Consider the following 20,138-nt stretch of genomic DNA (forward strand, 5'->3'; position numbering starts at 1 on the left):
CAGTGACAAAAATCAACTTTTAGCTTCACGGATTGCCCCGTTTATTAGCAGAAAATAGCGTATTGGTTAACACATTTAAAAGCTCAGATGCCTAACGACATACTTCCGGGAATAAAACAATTTGATCTGACGGGTAAGGCGGCCATTATTACGGGCGGCTCCAAAGGACTCGGACTGGCTATGGCCGCCGGACTGGCATCAGCGGGAGCCAGTGTGATGCTGGTAAATCGGAACGCAGACGAAGGAGCCGAAGCCGCCCGCCAGCTCGCCCGCGATTTTGGTACCAATGCCATCTCGTACAGCGCCGACATCACCGACATTACGCAAACGGAAGCTATGGCTAAAGCCGCTATGGAGGCATTTGGACAGATCGATATTCTGATCAATAGTGCCGGAATCAACATCCGGGGGGCTATCGACGAAGTGACGCCGGACGATTTTAATAAAGTGTTACAGGTTAACGTGAATGGCACCTGGCTATGCGCCCGAGCCGTGACACCTTATATGAAACAGCAGCGGAGAGGAAGCATTATCAACCTGGCCAGCACCCTCGGTTTGGTCGGGCTGGCCAACCGTACGCCCTATACCGCCAGTAAAGGAGCCGTTGTTCAGATGACCCGCGCCCTTGGGCTGGAACTGGCTCCGTTCAATATCAACGTCAATGCGATCTGTCCAGGTCCTTTTCTGACGGAAATGAACTTACCCATTGCGCATACGGACGAAGCGAAAGTTTCCGTGCTTGGGGCCACGGCGCTGGGTCGGTGGGGACTGTTGCGCGAAATTCAGGGCGCAGCCATTTTTCTGGCCAGCGATGCTGCTAGCTATATGGTCGGGTCGATGCTCACGGTCGATGGCGGCTGGACGGCAAAATAGCTAGCAACGCTTGCTATCCGAAACCAAGTACAATACCTAAACCCTTTACCGAATGGAACGGCTACGTGAATCGTCCCCAGGTGGAAACTCCCCGGGTGGAGGCACCCCGAGTGGAAGCAACTTGAACGAAACTTCCCGGAGTGGACGCCTACCCAAGACGCGGGCTCGTTACGGAATGCTGGCGCTTGTGTTCGTCAACGTTGTGATTAACTACCTCGACCGCAGCAACTTGTCGGTAGCCGCTTCGGCGTTAAGCAAGGACTTGCAATTGGGGCCGGAGCAGTTGGGGTACATTTTTTCGGCGTTCGGGTGGACGTATGCGTTGCTACAAATTCCGGGTGGGTTAATTGCCGACCGGTTTGGTCCCCGCGTACTCTATGCGTTCTGTCTGGTTACGTGGTCAATTGCCACGCTTTGTCAGGGGTTTGCACGCGGGTTTGCCAGTTTATTTTCCCTACGGCTGGCAACCGGTGCGTTCGAGGCCCCGTCTTATCCGATCAATAACCGGGTAGTAACGAGCTGGTTCCCCGATCACGAGCGGGCGTCGGCCATCTCGCTGTACGTGTCGGGACAGTTCATCGGCCTCGCCTTCTTGACGCCGGTGTTGGTGACGGTTCAGTACTACGCTGGCTGGAAAGGATTGTTTGTTGGTACGGGTTTAGTCGGAATTGTATGGGGAATAGTCTGGTATCTGTTCTATCGCGATCCGCTGGATCACAAAACCGTAAATCAGGCGGAGCTGGACTACATCGAAGAGGGGGGCGGTTTGTTGAGCGGGAAAAAAACGTCAACCGTCTGGAGCTGGCATAACCTAAAGCAGGTGTTCTCGAGTCGTACCCTGTGGGGTGTCTACATTGGACAGTTCGCCGTCAATGCCACACTCTGGTTTTTTCTTACCTGGTTCCCGACGTATCTGGTGCAGTATCGGGGTTTGGACTTTATTAAATCGGGTTATCTGGCTTCAGTACCTTTTCTGGCGGCCTGTGCCGGGTTGCTTTTATCCGGTTTCGTGTCGGATCATCTGGTCAAAAATGGAACGTCGGTCAGCGTGGCTCGTAAAACACCGATCATCGCGGGGCTTCTTTTGTCCATCAGTATCATCGGAGCCAACTACACCAATGATACGACCATGATCATCTTCTTCATGGCGCTGGCTTTTTTTGGCTCGGGTATGGCCCTGATCTCGTGGGTGTTCGTGTCAATTTTGTCGCCCAAACAGTTGATTGGACTGACGGGGGGCGTATTCAATTTTATGGGTAATCTGGCCTCCATTGTCGTCCCTATCGTTATCGGTTACCTGGCGAAGGATGGTAATTTCAAACCGGCTCTTGTATTTATTGGTGGCTTAGGCTTAGTGGGGGCCTGTTCCTACATATTCCTGGTCGGAAAAATAGAGCGCGTCGTCGTTCGCGACAATGGTGTTGTGAGCTGAGCAGTCAATACCAATACAGCGAGTTCAAAAACTGAGTAATTATACGTGTATTTCGTCACTAAGTAAGCGGACTTAGTTGTTCGTTGCTGGCTTAGTTGTTTCTCAATACTAGTATAGTTTCCTTTCTGTCAATCATTTAGTGGATAGTGCTGCGTATTAATCCCATTTTTATATAGGTTAAAATGTAGTTATAATTACTTAGTCAAGTTTGTCATTCTAGTCATATCTATTTCTTTTGTTTAACCATTCACAGAAAGATATACTACAATGATAGCTAAAATTCAATCTATTTCGTTAAGCCTCTACTTTCCATGGATCTCCGAGCAGGAAGCTAAGCCAGTATCGTACATCAAAAGCAAAAAGCGACGCTTTTATCCGAACTGGTTTAACATCATGGCCTGGTCTACATTACTGGTCATTAGCGTGGTACACACCTACTGTTTAGTCAAGCTACTAAGTTGGTTTTTTTAGTTAACCAGTCTTGCTACCTGACTATGGAAACAAATCATTACGCAACGCTGCATCGGAAAAAACGGCTGTTGGAAGGCCTGATCCGGGCAAACATGGCCGAAGCAATGGCCTTGAGTGATAGGGAGCATTGTCCAACCCCTGTCTTATCGGGCGGGTCGTTTCGATCGATCAAAGCTATGCTTATGGAATATGCGGAAGTCTTAACGAGAATGGACCCGCAATAGCTATTGCAACACTCCAGCTGGCAAAAATTAATAGATTGTAACATCAGTCTGATTGTATTGGTGTTAACTCCTGCCCTGGAGAGTTCTGATTCATGAACGCACCCGTCGACCAGAACCGATTACTATACTGCGGATTATGTCAGAACCGATCAGTCAACAAGCAGTAGACGAGCTATACGACTATGTGAATATAGGATTTGGGCACATGCGGTGTCGCCATGCCCCTTTCTTGGCTACCCAGGCCGAATCGGAACACTATACGCATCAACTTCGACAAACAGCAAGGAAATTACTTGTTTTTCGTGGGCTGAGCCAAGACAAGAAGTTACTGAAAGCATTGGACGCGTTAAAGGGGACTATCCTGTTTCGAAAGTTTATGATCGACAATGCCTTGCTTTTCCACGCTCTGATTGATCAATACGAAGCGATCAAAGCACTATGAGGAACTGCAATGGGACGAGTACTGGTATGTTCATCTGGATACCATAGTTGAGCCGATTCGTTAGCACGCTTCCTAATAAATCATGCCTGTGTAACGTTAAGCCGTGGTATGACAAAACGCGTAAAACTGCCCTAGGTCCAGAGCGGTTTTACGCGTTGACGCAGGTGTAGCTCCTCTCGAAGCCAGTTGAGTCGTTTTGAACGTCCTTCTTTACCAACGGGTAAGAAACGCGTTTATTTGGCGTGGCTTTTCTGCCATTTTTTCACTTCCCGTTTGCTCATTTCCTGTTCAATGACCGATTCGGGATGCTCGGACAGGTACGCTTTTCGGGGCTCTAACCGACGGGCCTGCTGCTTATCCTTGAGCCAGAACCGAACGGGTACGTAGGCCCAATACTGTTTCCGATCGGTTAGCTGACCATTTTTGATAACAGGGGCTTCGTAGTTATAATGCACGGCAAAGCGCACATGCGGTCCCAAATCGTAGTTTTCGCCCCCAACGATGCCGAGTGGAGTTCCCGCTTCGACAAACTGACCCGGCTTGACAAAAACACTGTTGGGCCGGAAAACGGTGTACGTGGCAAAACTACAGTCGGGGTGGTTGATCTCGACCATGTTGTCATCGCGGTTAAATCCCAGATGAGCCCCCGTAACCACGGCATCACTGCGCACGGCTGATACCATTCCCCGGCGGGCCGCAAACACGGTGTCTCCACTGTTCATTTTGAGGGCCAGCGAATACCAGTCTTTGGGGTCTGCTTCACCGGTGTAGAGCTTGCCGATATACGCTAATTCGGTAGCACTAACTCGTTTACCCGGACCTGCCGGTAGCAGATATACGACAGCTGTATCGGCTTTTGGTTGTTTACAGCCTTTGATGAAACTGACCTTATACTGAAACGATGTCGATTGATTGGCTTGAGGCTGTAGCTTAAAAAGCGACTGTTGCCCCGGCCTGACATCAGTTTGGTAGGGTAGCGTCGCCGAGGTTCGCAGGCCATCCAGTTGAGTGAATGTAATGGTAACCGTGTAGGGACAGAAGCCAGTGTTACGACAGGAAAAAGCATACGCCCCCGTATTGTCTTTTTCGTAAAAGACTTCAATGGGCGATTGAGCGTTGGCGCTGGCGAAAAGCAAAAGGAGTAAGCTAATGAAGGTGAGCCGACGAATCATGGTGCTACTGGATTGATCAGGTTTGGGCGGATTGAAACGGACGAAAAATAAGTTTTTTTTCGTAATTCATCCGTCACTTTTTTAGATTTTGTTTGTACTAAGTAATCTACATAGAAATACTTATGCTGCACGCGAGCGAACGCACAAACTGCACAAAAACAACCGCCACAACCACACTTGTTCATGGCGCTGCTGACGACACTAACCAGGCTGTTTTACTAAATCTGTTACGGTTGACAAGACAGTGAGCACAAGCCAATCCACTAGTTGGCCGGACCTATCGACGCTATTTCGTGATGTGGATCTAAACCGATTCAGTTCAGATACGATCGAACGTAAGAACGCCCCGAATTCTGCTGATTTGGGGCGTTCTTACGTTCGACTGCTCGTTACGAAGGTTTCTCATAGGCTGATAATGACTTGATCAATGTATCGCTATAAAGAAAAATATCGTTGATCGTACCTATTTCGTGTCGCTGTTCGGCGCGATTTTCATCAAAAACAGTAATCGCTTTTTTGCTGCCGTTCAGATGCAGTCGACAAATTGGTTTTCGGTTGTTGTTGTCCAAAAGAATCGCAAAATAGGACTGCGCGTCCCGATGCACTATGCGATTGGCATCAATCAGATTTCGGAGAATGGCTCTGACAATGTAAAAACCCTCTAGTTCTTCCTGCGTTGTCACAACGGTAGGCTCTTTCTTCTCGTCAATCGGAGCAGCCACGGGCAATTCTGTCGGAGCGGCCTGTTGTACGGTTATTTCTTCTTGGCCCAGAGCCGTCTTTAAACGATCCGTAATCTGGTCGGAAAACGTATGCTGGAATGATTTACGAACCAAGTTGGTGAAATAGTCCATCATTTTTGCCGTGAGGGTTCCTCCATACACCTGTCTCGCGAAATGGCGTACCAATGTGTCGGAAGGAGTAGCCAGCTCTTTCTGAATAAGAACTTTCAGTTCGCCCGTATACTTCAGTTCACTAGCCGTTGAAATAATGGTCTCAACGTCGAAATAGGATTTGTGGAATTTCTTAAGTTCCTCCACCTGATTATCCCGCAAATCCAGCATGTTGATTTCCAGGAATGGTTTATCATCCATCTTGTTCGGCTCCTGCAAATCAGTGTAAAACCGGTAAATGACGCCATTCGTTAACACGCCAAAACGGGCTTTGGTAACGTGAAAGTAGCGCAACAACTGGTTATCATGTAACGTAAGCGCCTGTTTCCAATGTTTGCATTCGATGAGAATACAGGGCTCAGCAGGACTGCCGTTTGGACCTTCTTTCAATATAGCATAATCGACCTTCTCGCCTTTCTTGGTGCCAATATCACTGATGAATTCAGGTACTACTTCGAACGGGTCAAATACATCATAGCCCAGCGTTTGCAGAAAGGGTAAGATGAGTGCTGTTTTTGTCGCTTCTTCGGTTTGTATCGATTCTTTCAGTCGGGCAACCCGTTCGCCATGCTGTTTGATTTGGTCTTTAAAATCCATTTTTAAGAGGAAAGGTTTAGAGGTAATTGATAGTAGTATTATTCGGCAATAACTAATCTGTTCCTGCCGCCTTCATTGCATTCCATGCGGTACGTACGGCCTCTCATTTCAATGGTTTTTCCGCACGGGCAGCATTCGGTTGAGTTACGCTGAGTAACCTGCCGAACGCGTCCTAAATTATCGGTAGCGCTATAATACCGGGTGCAAATATCACAGCCCTCACTACCTTTGACGATTGTAAGGTCACCATTATCTGACGGTCCTTTTCTGCCTTTAACAGGTGGCGGGGCAATAGAACATATAGTTGTATACTTTACAGTCGATATACTACTACCTTGTTTAGCAACAAACGTAAATTGTGTTCCACTTAGCTGATTTGCCGAAAGAGTAAATTCGCTGCTGCTTTGACCTTCACTTAGCCCTTTGGCACTATATGATATTGGGCTTCCATCTCCGCCTAAAGTTCTGATTGATAATTTTCTTGTTTTGCAGTCTAGACCTGATACATTTAAGATGAGTGGAGAGCGAGGTGCAGAAGATGGTGGATTGATTAGTAAAGTAATAGAAGATTTAGGGTTCTGGCACAAGGTACTTTGTATTTTACTTCTGATATCATCAATACTAGTAAAGACTTTGTACGTCTTGTCATTTAAGAGGTAAGTATCTAGAGATCCATCCACACTAAAAACTAGAATAGAATCTTTAGAGGCTTTGGTTGTGATAAAATTGACCAGAATTTGTGCTGCGTTTCTGTTAGTAGATGCCTTGGTAAATTCTTTAGGAACGTTTAATTCCTCTAAATTCTTTTTTATTAATCTACCAATAACCTTTGGATTACTTACATCTTTCGATCCACCTTTTTCAATAGTTGTTTTAAGTGATAAATCCTTTTCTAAGTCTAAACGTGTAATTGTAGGATCAAGAATAAACGTACGATTACAATCTTTACTGTCAGAGACAATTACGTCGCACAATGTGCGCATGTCTTCAGTAAGGTGCCTCTCGTCATCTTCGTCATCAACAGATAAGGAATCTACGAGTGCAATTTTCAACGAACTTCTAGTTGGCGCTTTGTCAGAGTCCTCTGAACCACCACACATTGAAGCTGTTAACGTGATATAAATAATTAGCAAATAACCTAAATTGAAAAATCTCATGAGAATGGATTAGTTAATTTGTAAAATTTCCATTTGCCGTTTCAAACCTGATCTTGCTGTAAGTCCTTGTGCATCGTAAGGTTGCCTCACAACAAGATTAGCAAGTTCATTATCTGTCAACACACCACATGTTTCGAGATAGAAGACATTATTATTTTCCTGAAATATTTTATGATTACCCGATGAATCAGGTTGAATGTTGAGAGTCATGTCATCCGAAAACAATGGCTGGCTAATTTTACCTGTTTTATCTTTATAAGTTATTCCACCAGACGAAACGTATCTGCTGTACTCTGACTGTATTTTATAGTTGAAACGGGACGTGTACAGAAAATAACCTGTGTAGGCGATGTGAAGAATTGAACCAAGCAAATAACACACTAAAACGGCTCCGGCAATAGCATCCGGTGTCATATAAGCATCATAGAAAAAATAGAATTTCAAAATACCTGAACACAGAATCAAGATGTAAAAAATATAAGTGTAAGTATTGTATCTATTTATTTTTCTCTTTAGATCTTCTTTTATGACTTCTTTGTCGGCATTAACCATTTCATTTTTATGCTTGCAAATCCTGTCGTGCCACAAATGTGATACGATTGCTAGAAATATATCAATGAAAATAGCCGCAAGAATAGCCTGCCATAGAACACCCTCTTCTATGCCATAAATTGTCGGAACAACCTCAAGAAATAGTATGGCAAAAAACGCTATCATTTGCGTTGGGTAACCTATTGTTTCAAAGAGACCCGGCAACGCTACGCCACCAAATGTACGTTTGCTTTTTTTTGTGTAAAGCCAAAAGTTTTTAGTCTCTTTTGAGGGTACAAAATCTTGGCCAGGGGGAAAGTTAAATTGCTTAAAACTTAACATGATTGATCGTAATTTAGGTTGACGTTAAAAAAAAGTTGGTTAATTCAAAAGATCACTGCTTCACAATCGTCCTTGATAAGACCCCATTCGTTGGCGTTTTTAGCTGGAGAAAATACAGGCCTGCTGGTTGGGTGTCCAGATGGAAAACTTCGGTTTGAGGGGTGCTTGTCGATTGTCGGGTTACCTGTTTGACGATAGTGCCGATCGCGTTGATAAGTTGTAGCGTAACTGTTTGCCGGGTCGGTGAACTCCAGTTGACAGATAGGTCGCCGGTTGTCGGGTTGGGGTAAGCATTGACCGATAACGGCTCTAGTGTAGGCTGAGCACTGAGCGGGGTTATAACTCTTATCTGGTAGGACGCTCCCGAATCGCCTAAGCCACAGCCTGTGCTTAGACTCGTCACCTTGTACGTGGTCGTTTGCGTTGGATGTACCCACAATACGTACAGCGAATCTTTAGAGTTATCAATGGTAATCGGCTTAGGTAGCCAATCGACTTTCAGTGTCCATGTTGGATCACCCGTTAATCGTATTCTAATGGCGGTGCTGTCACCGGGAAAAACGTAGCCATCGCCGGAGAGCGTTGCCGTTGCTCGTTTGGATACGCGGACCTCAACGGAATTACTTTGACTCTCACAGTTATTCGCATCTTTCTGCGTAACGTAGTACGTGGTCAGGCTGGCTTGGCTGGTGTTCGGTATCACCTGGGTTGATGCTGGGCCGGTAAGATCCTTGTTGGTATACCAGGTTAAGTTTGAACCCGTAGCCGAGAGAGGTGAACTTTGTGTACCAACGCAGAACGCAACTGAAGACTGAGCGCCCGGCGGGGACGGAGCCTGAGCAACCGTAACGGTAATTTGGGCTACTGAGCTAATACAAGTGCCTGCTCTTTGCGTTACCGAGTACGAAAAAATGCCAGCCGCTAATGTATTGGGTGTAGGAGCCACTTCGGTACTGCCGTTGATGTTCGGCCCCTGCCAGGTCAGACCCGTATTGGGGGAAGCCGTTAGTGGACTTGCCTTGCTAAACTGACACAGAAATTGCGCGGCCGTAACGGTGGGTGCCGAAGGGGGCGCGACGACCGAAACAGAAACCGGTTGCCGTAGGCTCTCGCAGCCGCTGGTATCGGTTTGGGTTACGTAAAAGGTATAGACCTGAGCTGTCTCGGTCAGGAAGGGTGGTGATGTCGCTGAACTTGTGCCACCAGTAGATGACTGATACCACTTCGCGTTCGAGATAACGGTGGTAATCGAACGGGGAACGTCATTGATGCAATAGCGAACCGAGCTAACTGTAGGAGTCGATGACGCCGATCGCACCGTGACAGTAACCGTTGCCCGTGGGCTCTCACACCCGTTGATCGTCTGGGTGACGGAATACGACTGAGTTCCCGCCAGCGACGTACCGGGAACCGGCGCACTCGCTAGTTTCCCGGATTGATTATACCAGGTCAAGAAAGACCCCGTTGCGCTTAACGAACTGGGATTTGAAAACTGACATAACAAAGTGGGCGCTGCCGTCGGTGCTACCGGAATCGGGTTGACAATGGCTTTCACCGCAGCCCGTGGGCTTTCGCACCCGTTGATCGTTTGGGTGACATAAACGGTTTGTTCCCCACTCGTCTGGTTGTTGAGCGTCGGTGGCAGAGCAGAGCCTACACCGCCCGTCGCAGCCATGTACCAAAAGGCACCGGGGATTGAGGCAGAAAACTGTCCTGAAGCTCCCTGACAGATCGAAACACTGCCGACCGTTGGTGCCGATGGCGTGGCTATGATGGAAACAGAAACTGGTTGCCGTGGACTCTCGCAACCATTGGCGTCCGTCTGGGAAACATAAACCGTAAAGACCGTCGCCGTCTGGGTCGAGATGTTGGGGGGAGTTGATGAAGCGGTTCCGCTGGTTGTGGCTGTATACCATTTCAGGTTCGTGCCGGTAGCCGTTAAGGAAGCCGGGGTCGTTCCAACGCAGTAGGCGGGTGAGCCTGCTGACGGAGCGACCGGCGCTGTGCTGATAACGACAGTCACGGACGTGCGTAAGCTCTCACACCCGTTGATCGTCTGGGTAACCGAATACGACTGAGTTCCCGCCAGCGATGTGCCCGGAGTAGGGGCACCGGTCAGTAGACCCGACTGACCATACCAGAGCAGGCCGGAGCCAGTTGCCGAGAGTGAAGCCGGGGTAGAAAATTGACAGATCGTGAACGACGATTGTGTCGTAGTAGGTGCCGTCGGAATGGAATAGACGGTGGCCTTAACCGCTACGCGTGGACTTTCGCAGCCAACAACGGTCTGGGAAATATAGGCCGTCAGCTCACCGGCCGTCTGGCTGTTTATCGTTGGCGGCTGAGGAACGCCTGTCCCCCCCGTTGCAGCGGTGTACCAAAGCACGTTGGGTGAGGTAGTAAATTGCCCCGGTGTTCCCTGACAGAGCGTAACGCTGCTGACGAGTGGTGCCGAGGGTGCGGCCACGATCGATACCGAAATGGGTTGGCGGGCGCTTTCACAACCATTAACCGTCTGGCTAACGTAGTAGATACTCGACCTGTCATTCGGCGGGGTGGGGGCGCTGGTTAGTGATTGCGAAACCGAACTGGTGGCGTACCATTTCAGGTTTGTACCCGTCGCACTTAAGGGGGCTGTGGTTGCGCCGGAACAGACGGACAAATCGACTACTTTCGGTACGTCAGGACGGTTGATGATTAGCGAACTGGCTACAGAACCGGCAAATCGACTATAATCTACTGATCCGGAAGTGGTGGGCTTCTGAATGACCACCTGAACGCGATAGCCCGTTCCTGAAGCGAGTGTCGTTGGGATCGGTACACTGATCGGGCTTGATCCGCCAGCTCCGAGCGACTGAACTGCGGAAAAACTTCCTGTAGCATCTGACAGCTGAACCTCATAAACGACACCCGCCGGAACCGTTCCACTGACCGTAAAGGAAACGGGTAGCGTAGCGCCTGGGCAGTAACTGCCTGATAAGGCCCCCGTAGTAATCGTCAGTTGGCTGATCGTTGTAATCTGTGCCGATCCACTGATCTGACTACTGACCCCGCAGACGTTGTCGCTGAAGCTTTTGATGAACGACTTATCGTAGATCGTTGAGGACTGAAACGTCGGTGTGATCGTTGTCGAATTGATGGAAGACGTAATCGTGCGTGTACTCGTCGTGCTTATGTTGTCCGTGTAGGTAACTGACCAGGGCGGTGTTCCTGTGAAGTCGAACCGGATGGGAGCTGTTTCGCCGGTTGCGATGGTTGAACTCCCCGAGATCGTCATTGCTGGAAAGGTCAACACACCAAGGGAACTGGTGTTGCTGACAACGTTCGTTGCGGTAGCTGCGATCTGAAACCGGTACGTTCCCGTAGCGAGCGTAGCCGGTACCGTTGTGCTGATTGGCGAGACCAGGCTTGTGCCGGGTAAATCCTGTAGGATGCTGCCGTTGGCGTTGACCAGCTGAACCTTGAACGCATTGCCGGTGGGGAACGTACCCGTCGTTGAGAAGGGAAACGATACCGTCGAGCCAGCACAATAACTACCGGGTATGCTGTTGGCGGTGATCGCGGTAACGGCTGGGGTACTGGCTTTAACGGTGAACGAACTACTGGCGCTGCCAACAACGCCCGATATAAGTCCCTGTGTACTAACCCGAACCTGATAGGAACCCGAGGTCGTTGACGTTGGCAAGGTCGCTTTAATGGAACGAATACCTCCCAGGCTCGACCCTGCCAGTTCCCGAGCGCTGTACTGATCCGTGGCGTTTAATAGGTCCGTCACCAGCACGCCGTTGGTCGTCAATAGCTGCACGCTGAACTTTTTACTCGCCAGTTCTCGGGGGAAGGTTCCGGACCCGGTGCGGTAATAAACGATGATGTCTGAACCGGGCGATACGTCCGTCGTCACGTTGGTGTTAATGGTCGTGATGCTGAGCGGCTTGACCGTGATCACCAGTGAACCACTGACCGGTCCCGTGAATCCTTTGATTTTGGATTGATCGATGACCATGCTCGCGACAGGCCGAATGAAGACGAACCCATCACTGGTAACCTTTTTGGTAACGTTTTCCCCCGGCGAATCAATCTCAAAGGAGCGGGTGCCGGTGCCGCCGAATTTGGCAAAAAACCGGGCATCACCAATCTCGGTGCCTGCCTGAAAAACGTTGCCGTCGAAGGCGGTGTCGGAGCTGGTCGAGGGGTTGCCGTAGGTTAGCGTTAGGCTTGTCTGCGCCTGGGTGGCCCGCAAACCAGCAACGATAAGCAGTACCAGTAGCCAGTATCTATTTACACGAATAATCATTATGGAGTAAGCTTTTGAAAGAGGACGAGCCTGTTATTTTCTGTACTGGGTCTTTACCTGGTCAATCTGTTTTTTTACTTTTCCGGCTTTCAATAAGTACCTGATCCCGTCGATAAGCAGGCCACCACCGGCGATACCGCCCCCATAGACCGCGTAAATACCGGGCTGTGCATAGGCGTTGAAGGACACGGCTGTGGCAGGCGGAGTACCGGGTTGTTGAGAGAGCGTTTGCCAGATCGCGTACTCCGAATTGAGCGCAGCAAACCGGCCTGCGTACGCATCGTAGCTCCGCTGAAGTGAACTGTAACCCGCATAACTGGACCCCAGTGCAGCAACGCCTGCGATAATCTGAATCCACCCTTTTGTCTGGTAGGACCGTCTAACTTTTGCCAGGTACTCAATGGAGGGAACCTGCCGGAAAACCAGGGTTGTGCCGTCGACCCGTCGGAACGTGAGCAGGCCGTCCTGATCCGTTAATATGATGCTGAGCCGCTCCTGACTGGTTGTACCGGCTGCACTGCGCTGAAAGAAACCGGTGGGTATGGCCTTGGTCGATGATTGGGAAACAGCAAGCCAGCGCTGATCCCACTTGACGGTGACCGAATCCGACGAACCATTCGTGCTTCTGTACAGGAAATCGGCACTAAGGATCCGTGGTTTCGACTCGAAACGCTGCGTAATGACGGGTTCGCTAAGCGTCGAGAGTCCTTCTCCCGGTCGCACAAAACCCAGCCGTATTAAGTACGTGCGCCATTTACCATCGACTTTTTCCGCTCGCAGTTCGGCGACCCGTTGGACGGGCTGATAGGGAACCGCAATCTGGGTATGTTTACCGGAGAAGGTCGAGGTGAAAAACACTTTTATGTACGGATACTCTTTCCCTTCCAAAACGGGTGAGGTGACAACTCGGGAAAACTCGATAGTAGGAACGTCGGACTTGGCGTAGAATAAGATCAAATTCCGCAGGTATCGATCGATCTTCAAATCGGCTGTGCTGTCGGCGGAATTATGTCTGGGATCAATATCGTCCTCAACGACAATGGCATCGTTGTAAAAAAGCTGGTCCTGATTGGGCAGGTAACTGTTTTGAATGATCGGATTCTGTTCAGACTCCGATAATCCGGTCGTGTTGAGTGTGTTGAGAAGGTTGTTTAAATTGGCAATGGTACTTTTAGCCTGAAAGGTGATTTCATCTTTATCATGCTTTGAAACCGGGCCCGCTGTCGTACTAACCACGCGGGCCGTATAGATTTTTCCGGGATCGTTCTGCGCAAATGCAGTTGTTTTTACCAGTAGTACCGCCAGTAAAAAGAAGATAAACGTATTGTTCATAAGCAGTTTGCGTAGATGATGCGCTGGCGAAATCCGTCATTGCGCGAGTAGCCCGTTGAGTAGTTTGCTTTATTGAAATCGTACTTATACGTGAACGACTGCTCGCGGACAGTACGGGTGTTCTGGGTTTCCTTGACCCCGCTGGTGGCCACGTTATGCAGGAAGGTGTGCCCCCCCAGATCAGGTGACGGAATACCCCGCAGCAGCAGTTGGGTTTTGTTCCAGTAGGGTCGGCTGTCGTACGTATAGGTGTAGGTACGCTCGGTCTGACTGGTCGGGTCAGTCGTTTTCTCGCTGGTTAACTGGCCCTGACCGTCGAACTCGTAGGTAATGACCTGGCCGTTCGACAGCGTTCTTTTCGTGATTTTTCCATTCGTCAACGTAGCCGCAGAACCCGAATCCGTGAACTGGATGAGTTTTCCCGATCCATCGTAGGTGTAGCTACGGACGGGTGTTCGTTGCGGGTTCGTTTCCACGTACGTTTTGAGCTTCCCGCTTTCGTAGGTATATAGCCTGAAACCGAGCGGCTGCCCTGACTGGAGATTCGTAATCGCTATTTGTTGAAGCAGTCCGTCCTGATACGTATACGAGTAACTTTTGCTGTCCAGCGTCTGACTGCCATTGGCGGAATAAGTAGTAGACTGCTCCGTTTGTGATGTCAGGAAATGGTCAGCCGAATAGGTGAAGCTTTGTTTGCCAGTAGCCGTTAACTGACCGCTCGTCAGTTGCTTGTAGGTGCTTTCTGACAGATGGCCGAAGGTGTCGTAGCGATAGAACGTCGTGTCCTGTACTCGTTCATCGACGTTGGCGATGCGGTAGACCTGACAGGTTTCGGGAATGCCGGTGGCTGGCACCGCTGGTTCCTGATGGCAGCCGATGACACTACTGAGCAGCACGATAGGCCAGAAAAGGTATGCGACGTAAATTTTTCTCATTGAGCGGTGATTAATTTTAACGACACCCGTCGGTTAATGACTCTATTTGCTTCTGTCGTATTGGGCACTATAGGCTGACTGCTGCCAATGCCTGCTTTTGTCAGCCGACTCTCCGGAATGCCACGATCAGTCAGAAACGTAGCGGTGACGCGTGCCCGGTTCTCCGAGAGCGCCTGGTTGAGCCTCGGGTCACCCACGTTATCCGTATGGCCGGTAATCTGTAATGAATCCGTGGGATGAGCGTTCAGGTAGCGTACCACCTGCGTCAACACCTCCTGCGAATCCGGGCGCAATCGGTAACTGCTCTGCTCAAAATAGATCATCGGAATCGAATCCGGTTTGAACGACGCTGGCCCGACACTGATGTCCGCAACGACTGTTTTGGCGGCTGCTGCGCCAAGAATGGGGGGTATTACCGGCAAATTGTTGAGCGGTTGGGTAACCGTCAGGAAATTCAGGCCCGCGTGCAGATCAATGGTTCGCGTGACTTTTTTCGTCTGGTAGCTGATGATCAGCTCAACCGGTTCGGGTGTTGGGTCATACGTGACGTATTGACCCGCGTATCCCGAAAGCGGAGTCAGCGCAATCGTCTGCGTTTTTGACCGGAGTTCGCACTGGCTGGCACCGGGCGCATCAACCGTGAGCAGGGTTAGTTCACGTTGCAGTTTTATCGTGTGCTTCAGCAAACGGCCATCCAGCTGTTCAACCAGCATGTTGCCCGCGTAGGGCTGATAACCAACCGCTGTTACTTCCAGCGCTACGATGTCCCGCTGGTCAAAATCGATCTGAAACTGCCCTTCCTGATTCGTATTCAGGCAGTTTCTGATCCCTGTTTTTGTGAAGAAAAAGCAAACTAAAGCCGGTAATGGCGTAGACTGAGTGGCATCTGTAACCACAAACGTATTGTGCTGACGTTGCGTACTATCCGGTACAGACCGACCATCGGAAGCGCGATCAGACTGGACATAACTGGTCTGCTCCGTTTGCAGGTAAGGCGTATTCTTGTTCTGCTTGTCGACCGGTACAAGCGGAATGAGGATACCAATCGGCTTCTCGGGTAACTCGTTCGGAAGCTGGACGGGAATGATCTGATTTCGATAGTCGGTCCGGCTGATCAGTAACGCCGTTGTGCCGCAGGGGAGCGCCCCCGAAAACCGACCCGACTCCCCACTCGAACCAATGGGAACCCGACCCGTTGCCGTTTGTGCTACCAGTCGGGCAGCCGTCAGGGGTTGGTGGGTAGCATAGTCGATAACGCTTCCCTGGATTTGGAGGCAAGCGGACGTATCCACCTGCTGAGCATAGGTCAGCAGCGGAAAAACACTGAATAATAAGGTTAGCCTGATCACATTTACGCTGGTCTACTGGGCTGATACGCCGATGGAACCGAGCAGTAAATTCCATTTCACATCTTCCTGACCATTTCGGATCATGTGGTAACGCTCTAGTTTGACGCGAACGTTCTTTTGCGTTACGTCACTGTAATAGGTGTTGCTCCCTCTGCCCACAAAGGTTTGCTGGGCGGTGATGACCCCGTAGTAATTACCGTCAGCCGCCTGAGATAGCTCCTTCAAATACTGAATCTCCGTCCACTCGATGGTCGTAGAGCTGTAGGGGAGGAGCTTCAGGTTATTCAGGTATGTACGGATTGGATACCGTCGCGCACCGGCCCGGTTGCTGGATGTAACCTCTATCGTAGCTGCTGGCATGAACAACGATGCCGCCTGATCGATGGCCTGATTCCGGTCGTTGGAAGACAGTGACTTATTGGTGATGATGTTCAGGTACGAAGAAAATTCTTCTACTTTGTCCAGCGCTTTCTTACGGTACTGCTGATAGTCGTCAGCGCTTAAAATTAATTTGCTTACCGGAGTCGGCGAGGTTGTTACGACAGCTGGCTGAGGACTACTGGCGGTGGCCTGATCTACGTTGGGTTGAGGAACGGGTGCAGGCGTAGGGGCTTTGACCTGCGGCTGGGCAGCGACTGGCTGTGTAGTAGCTGTGTTGATTAGTTCTTTTACCCCCACCAGTAGCGGAGTGGCTTCGGACGCATCCCTGATCAAGTTATGACGACCATCACTGTGGAAGATTGCAATTAGCTCCCCTTTGGAGATCGATGCTGATTTGCCATCGCTCCTCAGGTAATTGACTACGGCGTCATTTTCGTAGGAAATTTTTCCCGGAATAACCTCGAATGGAACCGCTCGTAGCAGATAGTCTTTATCCTTCCAGACAGTCGTCGTTAAAAACGTTTGTAATTCCTGTTTAGCCAGGGCCAGGTCAGGGTTGAGCTTATCGATAAGCAGAAAATTGCCTTTCACAAAGGCGACCAATACATTCGTTCGCTGAAAACTATGGGTATTAAGTTTGTCCGACTGCTGTACCGTGAAGGTGATACGGTCGTCCGTCAGGTCGGTAATCCGGGCGTTGTCAAGCCGGTTGCCATTGGCGGTGTAAATAGCATCCTGCGCGTACAGGGCCGATGTCAAACCAAGAAAAAGAAAGAGAGCGGGTATAGTTTTCTTCATAGAGTAGATAGTCAATGACTAACGCATTGTTTTAACAAGTTGATGAGTGGCGTCGGTGATGAATGATTCGAGTTCGTCCTGGTCCAGCTCCTGATAGGCTTTGTTACTCAATCGTCGCTGTTCCGTTTTCTCACCGGGTTTGAGCCAGGGATTACTGACAAATACACCTCGCGCCCCTGCTTTTTTGTACAGGCCCCGGCATCCGTCCAGGCAGGGCGTGTAATGAATTTTGTAAGAGCCAACGATCTCATTGGTTTTTACGTGCACCAGTTTAAACTCGACGGATGCACCCCGCATATCACGGTAGTCGCTGATAAGTCGCTGTTGATCATCTGATTCGGTGTGCAGACATTAGTTGTGTAACCAACCGGATTATCCAGCCGAACGAGTTCGAGAATCAGGTCGGTATCGGTCAGGGAACTGATTTTCGAGTATGCAACACTTTGATTGGCATCGAGTACCTGATTGAACAGGCCACGATCCCGAACGCTGAACCCTTCCTTGAACAGCTGCTTCTCAATGGCGTTATACAGTGCCGTTTCATCATACTGCGATTCGGCATAATGCACTTTCGCCGAAGCCCGTCCGTTACCCGCTTGTCTGGCAATAACTGGATTGATGACGTCTGATTGGTGATTGGCAGTTCCCTGCGTGTTCGTCACGCCTTTTCGCGTGTTGGGTACACGCAGGACAATCCGGGGAGATTTCTTGACCAGCATAATTTCGGTCAGCACATCGCCAGAAGTCAATTCGGGTGGTTTCTGGGAAAAAGGTACTACTGCTTTTTGGCTGCAACCGATCAAAAAGAGTGTAAGAAGTACTAAAGAGGGGTAGAGTTTACTCATTTAACCGGATTAAAAAATGATCGATTGCGGGAAGGATAAATAGGACTATACTACGATAACTCTACTGGTAAACTAGTAAAGCGTAGCCATTCATTTTGTTCAAATTGTTCGCTTTTGTGTTGAAAAATAGTTGAGCATAGTTACAAAGCTAGCGATAAATATTACCTATTTGTAAGTAGGTTCTGCTATCGTTAGATAATTAGGCGAACATTTACTTTTCGGTGTATACATAAGCTTACAAACATACAGTATACCGTTTCCGGAGACGTTCATATTTGGGACAGTTTATAGTCAATTGGGGACTAGAAGCATTAAAAGGGCTCGTTTAACGTAATACTAACTCCGTTTAGGTCGATAAACAGCTTTGACTCATTTACGAGTTAGCAGATAGGTAATCCACACGATAAACGGTAATGTCAATCAAGGGCTAGATAGATTACACGCTCTTAAAACGTCGGACAGGTAGTGGCTACATCAAGCCTGGGGTGAGGTCAGACAGGTTGAAAAATGGTTCGTTTACCTTGACTCCGTACCACACGGCTATTTTGCACATATACAAGAACGAATACACTGAAAATTCCGCTGGAATTCCTGTTACGGGCGACTCCGTTCTATCAATAGCTGAAGAAGCTTGACCAGATGACCAGGGTTCTTCCCGAAACGTATTTACGTGAGGAGAGGCAAAATACTTACCAATTACTTACTCTTGAGTTAGTATGCCCGGTGTCTGTCTGCACACCTGGCGAGTCGATCGAGAATTGGCTCATTGCCTTGCAAATAATTTTGACTGCATCTTCAACACGCTGCCAACCCTCGTTGCTGCGTAAATCGATGCCAATCATTGGCCGTTCGTTTTGGGCCTGTACCATTAAGAAGGACAAACCGCCTAAAACCACTGCCGAAAGGGCCTTGTAATCACACCCTTTCACAAACGTAAGCTGATCAACTAGTCGCGTTAATTCTTCATCTTGCGCTTTGCTTACAATGTCGGAGAGCGGATCGTCGTTCAACGCTGCTTTAAGCAATTGTCTGTTTGCGCGAGATTGACGAAACTGACGAAACAGTTGTATTGATTGATTTGACCAGGTAGTTGCCAGGTCAGTTGGCTGGGCTGGTCGAATCTGTTCAAGCTGGGCTGGTGTGTAGTTCGGATACAGCAGTCCCATCCGAATATAATGGTCTAAAAGGCCATCCATACTCCCAAAGTAGCGGTATACCAGTACTTTGCTAACATTGGCTTTTTGGGCAACCTGATTGATCCCAACTCCTTCGATTCCTCCTTCAATTAATAGCTGCTCAAGAGCATTAATGATTTCCTGAGTAGTGCGGGCTCGGTTACGTACTTGCTTTACCATAAGTAGGTGTGAATAAAAATGGTAACCACTCTGACAAACGTGACAGTTAACTTTATAGTAACGAATGTAATAAACAGGTTATAGAGTATACTGAAAATTTATTATTCAGTGTAATTGTATATGGAGAAGTATGTATTATCTAAAAAAGTATATTCTTGTTTACCGTTTATTCAGAAGTTTGTCTCTAAGAATTAGAATTACCTGACAGTATTAAGCTGTCTGAGAAAAGGAAGCAACTGGGCCGAGCGCAATTAAGCTGCGAAAGAGATAGTGCTACGAAAGATCGCTTACTCTGAAGATGGAAACTCTTTTGTTTAGTCTAAAAGGTAGTTCAATGTCTCACGTCAACAAGAGTGGGTCGGGTCGTTTTGAGCAGGGCGACCTGTGCTGGACGACCTTAATAACTACCTTGATGATCGACCTGACCAACTTTCACCAGGTAGCCGACATTGTGAAAGATATACCGACCTTACTCAGAGGGTGAATTGTCGAGCCGGTCAGCCGGTGCGGCACGTATGGCTGGTGGTCCTTTTATTGGTGGTTAACCAAAGAGGATGAGGCACCCGTCGAACGGCTAAAAACCGTACTGATAAAACGCAGAAGCTTACGGAGCAAGGACAACGTAGTATAACAGAAAGAGGCTGAACTGAAGGAGCTGAAAGCGACCCCATTAGCCGTACTCAATCGGTGCGGTAGTCAACCCGCTTTGGCAGCC

Annotated in this window: 17 protein-coding genes; 5 read left to right on the forward strand and 12 right to left on the reverse strand. The window is 49.0% G+C overall.

Annotated features, from left to right (window positions below; translation table 11 throughout):
* Window positions 1-87: 87 nt before the first annotated feature.
* The 4 genes from GK091_RS10905 to GK091_RS10920 all read left to right on the forward strand — a co-directional run bounded on the left by GK091_RS10905 (window position 88) and on the right by GK091_RS10920 (window position 3,442).
* Window positions 88-873 (forward strand): SDR family NAD(P)-dependent oxidoreductase, encoded by a 786-nt coding sequence (locus tag GK091_RS10905; RefSeq protein WP_164037301.1) that lies wholly within the window; start codon window positions 88-90, stop codon window positions 871-873.
* Between the two features lie 175 nt (window positions 874-1,048).
* Window positions 1,049-2,305, forward strand: a complete 1,257-nt coding sequence (locus GK091_RS10910; protein WP_164040719.1) for an MFS transporter — start codon at window positions 1,049-1,051, stop codon at window positions 2,303-2,305.
* Between the two features lie 494 nt (window positions 2,306-2,799).
* Entirely contained in the window at window positions 2,800-3,000 is a 201-nt protein-coding gene (locus GK091_RS10915; protein ID WP_164037304.1) for a hypothetical protein, read from the forward strand.
* A gap of 136 nt (window positions 3,001-3,136) precedes the next feature.
* Window positions 3,137-3,442 carry a hypothetical protein gene (locus GK091_RS10920; protein WP_164037307.1) on the forward strand — a complete coding sequence of 102 codons (306 nt, stop codon included), beginning with the start codon at window positions 3,137-3,139 and terminating at the stop codon, window positions 3,440-3,442.
* A gap of 233 nt (window positions 3,443-3,675) precedes the next feature.
* Here the strand turns inward: GK091_RS10920 and GK091_RS10925 are convergent, their stop codons facing one another.
* From GK091_RS10925 to GK091_RS10980, 12 genes are all read right to left on the reverse strand, one after another.
* A complete protein-coding gene (locus GK091_RS10925; RefSeq protein ID WP_164037309.1) occupies window positions 3,676-4,614 on the reverse strand; it encodes a M23 family metallopeptidase in 939 nt (312 codons plus the stop codon).
* Between the two features lie 389 nt (window positions 4,615-5,003).
* Window positions 5,004-6,104 carry a type I restriction endonuclease gene (locus GK091_RS10930; protein WP_164037312.1) on the reverse strand — a complete coding sequence of 367 codons (1,101 nt, stop codon included), beginning with the start codon at window positions 6,102-6,104 and terminating at the stop codon, window positions 5,004-5,006.
* A 38-nt stretch (window positions 6,105-6,142) separates the two neighbouring features.
* Window positions 6,143-7,261 carry a hypothetical protein gene (locus GK091_RS10935; protein ID WP_164037314.1) on the reverse strand — a complete coding sequence of 373 codons (1,119 nt, stop codon included), beginning with the start codon at window positions 7,259-7,261 and terminating at the stop codon, window positions 6,143-6,145.
* A 9-nt stretch (window positions 7,262-7,270) separates the two neighbouring features.
* Complete coding sequence (locus GK091_RS10940) at window positions 7,271-8,134, reverse strand: hypothetical protein (protein WP_164037317.1); 864 nt, start codon at window positions 8,132-8,134, stop codon at window positions 7,271-7,273.
* Between the two features lie 52 nt (window positions 8,135-8,186).
* Window positions 8,187-12,428, reverse strand: coding sequence for an Ig-like domain-containing protein (locus GK091_RS10945; protein WP_164037318.1), 4,242 nt, complete (start codon window positions 12,426-12,428; stop codon window positions 8,187-8,189).
* A gap of 33 nt (window positions 12,429-12,461) precedes the next feature.
* Window positions 12,462-13,760 carry a hypothetical protein gene (locus GK091_RS10950; RefSeq protein WP_164037321.1) on the reverse strand — a complete coding sequence of 433 codons (1,299 nt, stop codon included), beginning with the start codon at window positions 13,758-13,760 and terminating at the stop codon, window positions 12,462-12,464.
* Window positions 13,757-14,695 carry a hypothetical protein gene (locus GK091_RS10955; RefSeq protein ID WP_164037326.1) on the reverse strand — a complete coding sequence of 313 codons (939 nt, stop codon included), beginning with the start codon at window positions 14,693-14,695 and terminating at the stop codon, window positions 13,757-13,759. Before GK091_RS10955 ends, GK091_RS10950 begins: the two co-directional genes overlap by 4 nt.
* On the reverse strand, window positions 14,692-16,044 hold the full coding sequence (locus GK091_RS29960) for an OmpA family protein (protein ID WP_164037328.1): 1,353 nt from the start codon (window positions 16,042-16,044) through the stop codon (window positions 14,692-14,694). Before GK091_RS29960 ends, GK091_RS10955 begins: the two co-directional genes overlap by 4 nt.
* Window positions 16,045-16,056: 12 nt before the next feature.
* Window positions 16,057-17,223 (reverse strand): hypothetical protein, encoded by a 1,167-nt coding sequence (locus GK091_RS10965; protein WP_164037332.1) that lies wholly within the window; start codon window positions 17,221-17,223, stop codon window positions 16,057-16,059.
* A gap of 18 nt (window positions 17,224-17,241) precedes the next feature.
* Window positions 17,242-17,490, reverse strand: coding sequence for a hypothetical protein (locus GK091_RS10970; protein WP_164037335.1), 249 nt, complete (start codon window positions 17,488-17,490; stop codon window positions 17,242-17,244).
* Window positions 17,481-18,068, reverse strand: coding sequence for a hypothetical protein (locus tag GK091_RS10975; RefSeq protein WP_164037336.1), 588 nt, complete (start codon window positions 18,066-18,068; stop codon window positions 17,481-17,483). Before GK091_RS10975 ends, GK091_RS10970 begins: the two co-directional genes overlap by 10 nt.
* Window positions 18,069-18,757: 689 nt before the next feature.
* Entirely contained in the window at window positions 18,758-19,423 is a 666-nt protein-coding gene (locus GK091_RS10980; protein WP_164037339.1) for a TetR/AcrR family transcriptional regulator, read from the reverse strand.
* A gap of 334 nt (window positions 19,424-19,757) precedes the next feature.
* Here GK091_RS10980 and GK091_RS10985 point away from each other — a divergent pair, with 334 nt between their 5' ends.
* Complete coding sequence (locus GK091_RS10985; protein WP_164037341.1) at window positions 19,758-19,907, forward strand: hypothetical protein; 150 nt, start codon at window positions 19,758-19,760, stop codon at window positions 19,905-19,907.
* The last annotated feature ends 231 nt before the right edge of the window (window positions 19,908-20,138 follow it).

The organism is Spirosoma agri (assembly GCF_010747415.1).
In the GTDB taxonomy this organism is placed as follows: Bacteria; Bacteroidota; Bacteroidia; order Cytophagales; family Spirosomataceae; genus Spirosoma; species Spirosoma agri.

Excerpts from the sequence above, each read along its gene's own strand:
- GK091_RS10905 (WP_164037301.1), top strand. The coding sequence starts at position 88 with ATGCCTAACGACATACTTCCGGGAATAAAACAATTTGATCTGACGGGT.
- GK091_RS10910 (WP_164040719.1), top strand. The coding sequence starts at position 1,049 with ATGCTGGCGCTTGTGTTCGTCAACGTTGTGATTAACTACCTCGACCGC.
- GK091_RS10915 (WP_164037304.1), top strand. The coding sequence starts at position 2,800 with ATGGAAACAAATCATTACGCAACGCTGCATCGGAAAAAACGGCTGTTG.
- GK091_RS10920 (WP_164037307.1), top strand. The coding sequence starts at position 3,137 with ATGTCAGAACCGATCAGTCAACAAGCAGTAGACGAGCTATACGACTAT.
- GK091_RS10925 (WP_164037309.1), bottom strand. The coding sequence starts at position 4,614 with ATGATTCGTCGGCTCACCTTCATTAGCTTACTCCTTTTGCTTTTCGCC.
- GK091_RS10930 (WP_164037312.1), bottom strand. The coding sequence starts at position 6,104 with ATGGATTTTAAAGACCAAATCAAACAGCATGGCGAACGGGTTGCCCGA.
- GK091_RS10935 (WP_164037314.1), bottom strand. The coding sequence starts at position 7,261 with ATGAGATTTTTCAATTTAGGTTATTTGCTAATTATTTATATCACGTTA.
- GK091_RS10940 (WP_164037317.1), bottom strand. The coding sequence starts at position 8,134 with ATGTTAAGTTTTAAGCAATTTAACTTTCCCCCTGGCCAAGATTTTGTA.
- GK091_RS10945 (WP_164037318.1), bottom strand. The coding sequence starts at position 12,428 with ATGATTATTCGTGTAAATAGATACTGGCTACTGGTACTGCTTATCGTT.
- GK091_RS10950 (WP_164037321.1), bottom strand. The coding sequence starts at position 13,760 with ATGAACAATACGTTTATCTTCTTTTTACTGGCGGTACTACTGGTAAAA.
- GK091_RS10955 (WP_164037326.1), bottom strand. The coding sequence starts at position 14,695 with ATGAGAAAAATTTACGTCGCATACCTTTTCTGGCCTATCGTGCTGCTC.
- GK091_RS10965 (WP_164037332.1), bottom strand. The coding sequence starts at position 17,223 with ATGAAGAAAACTATACCCGCTCTCTTTCTTTTTCTTGGTTTGACATCG.
- GK091_RS10975 (WP_164037336.1), bottom strand. The coding sequence starts at position 18,068 with ATGAGTAAACTCTACCCCTCTTTAGTACTTCTTACACTCTTTTTGATC.
- GK091_RS10980 (WP_164037339.1), bottom strand. The coding sequence starts at position 19,423 with ATGGTAAAGCAAGTACGTAACCGAGCCCGCACTACTCAGGAAATCATT.
- GK091_RS10985 (WP_164037341.1), top strand. The coding sequence starts at position 19,758 with ATGTCTCACGTCAACAAGAGTGGGTCGGGTCGTTTTGAGCAGGGCGAC.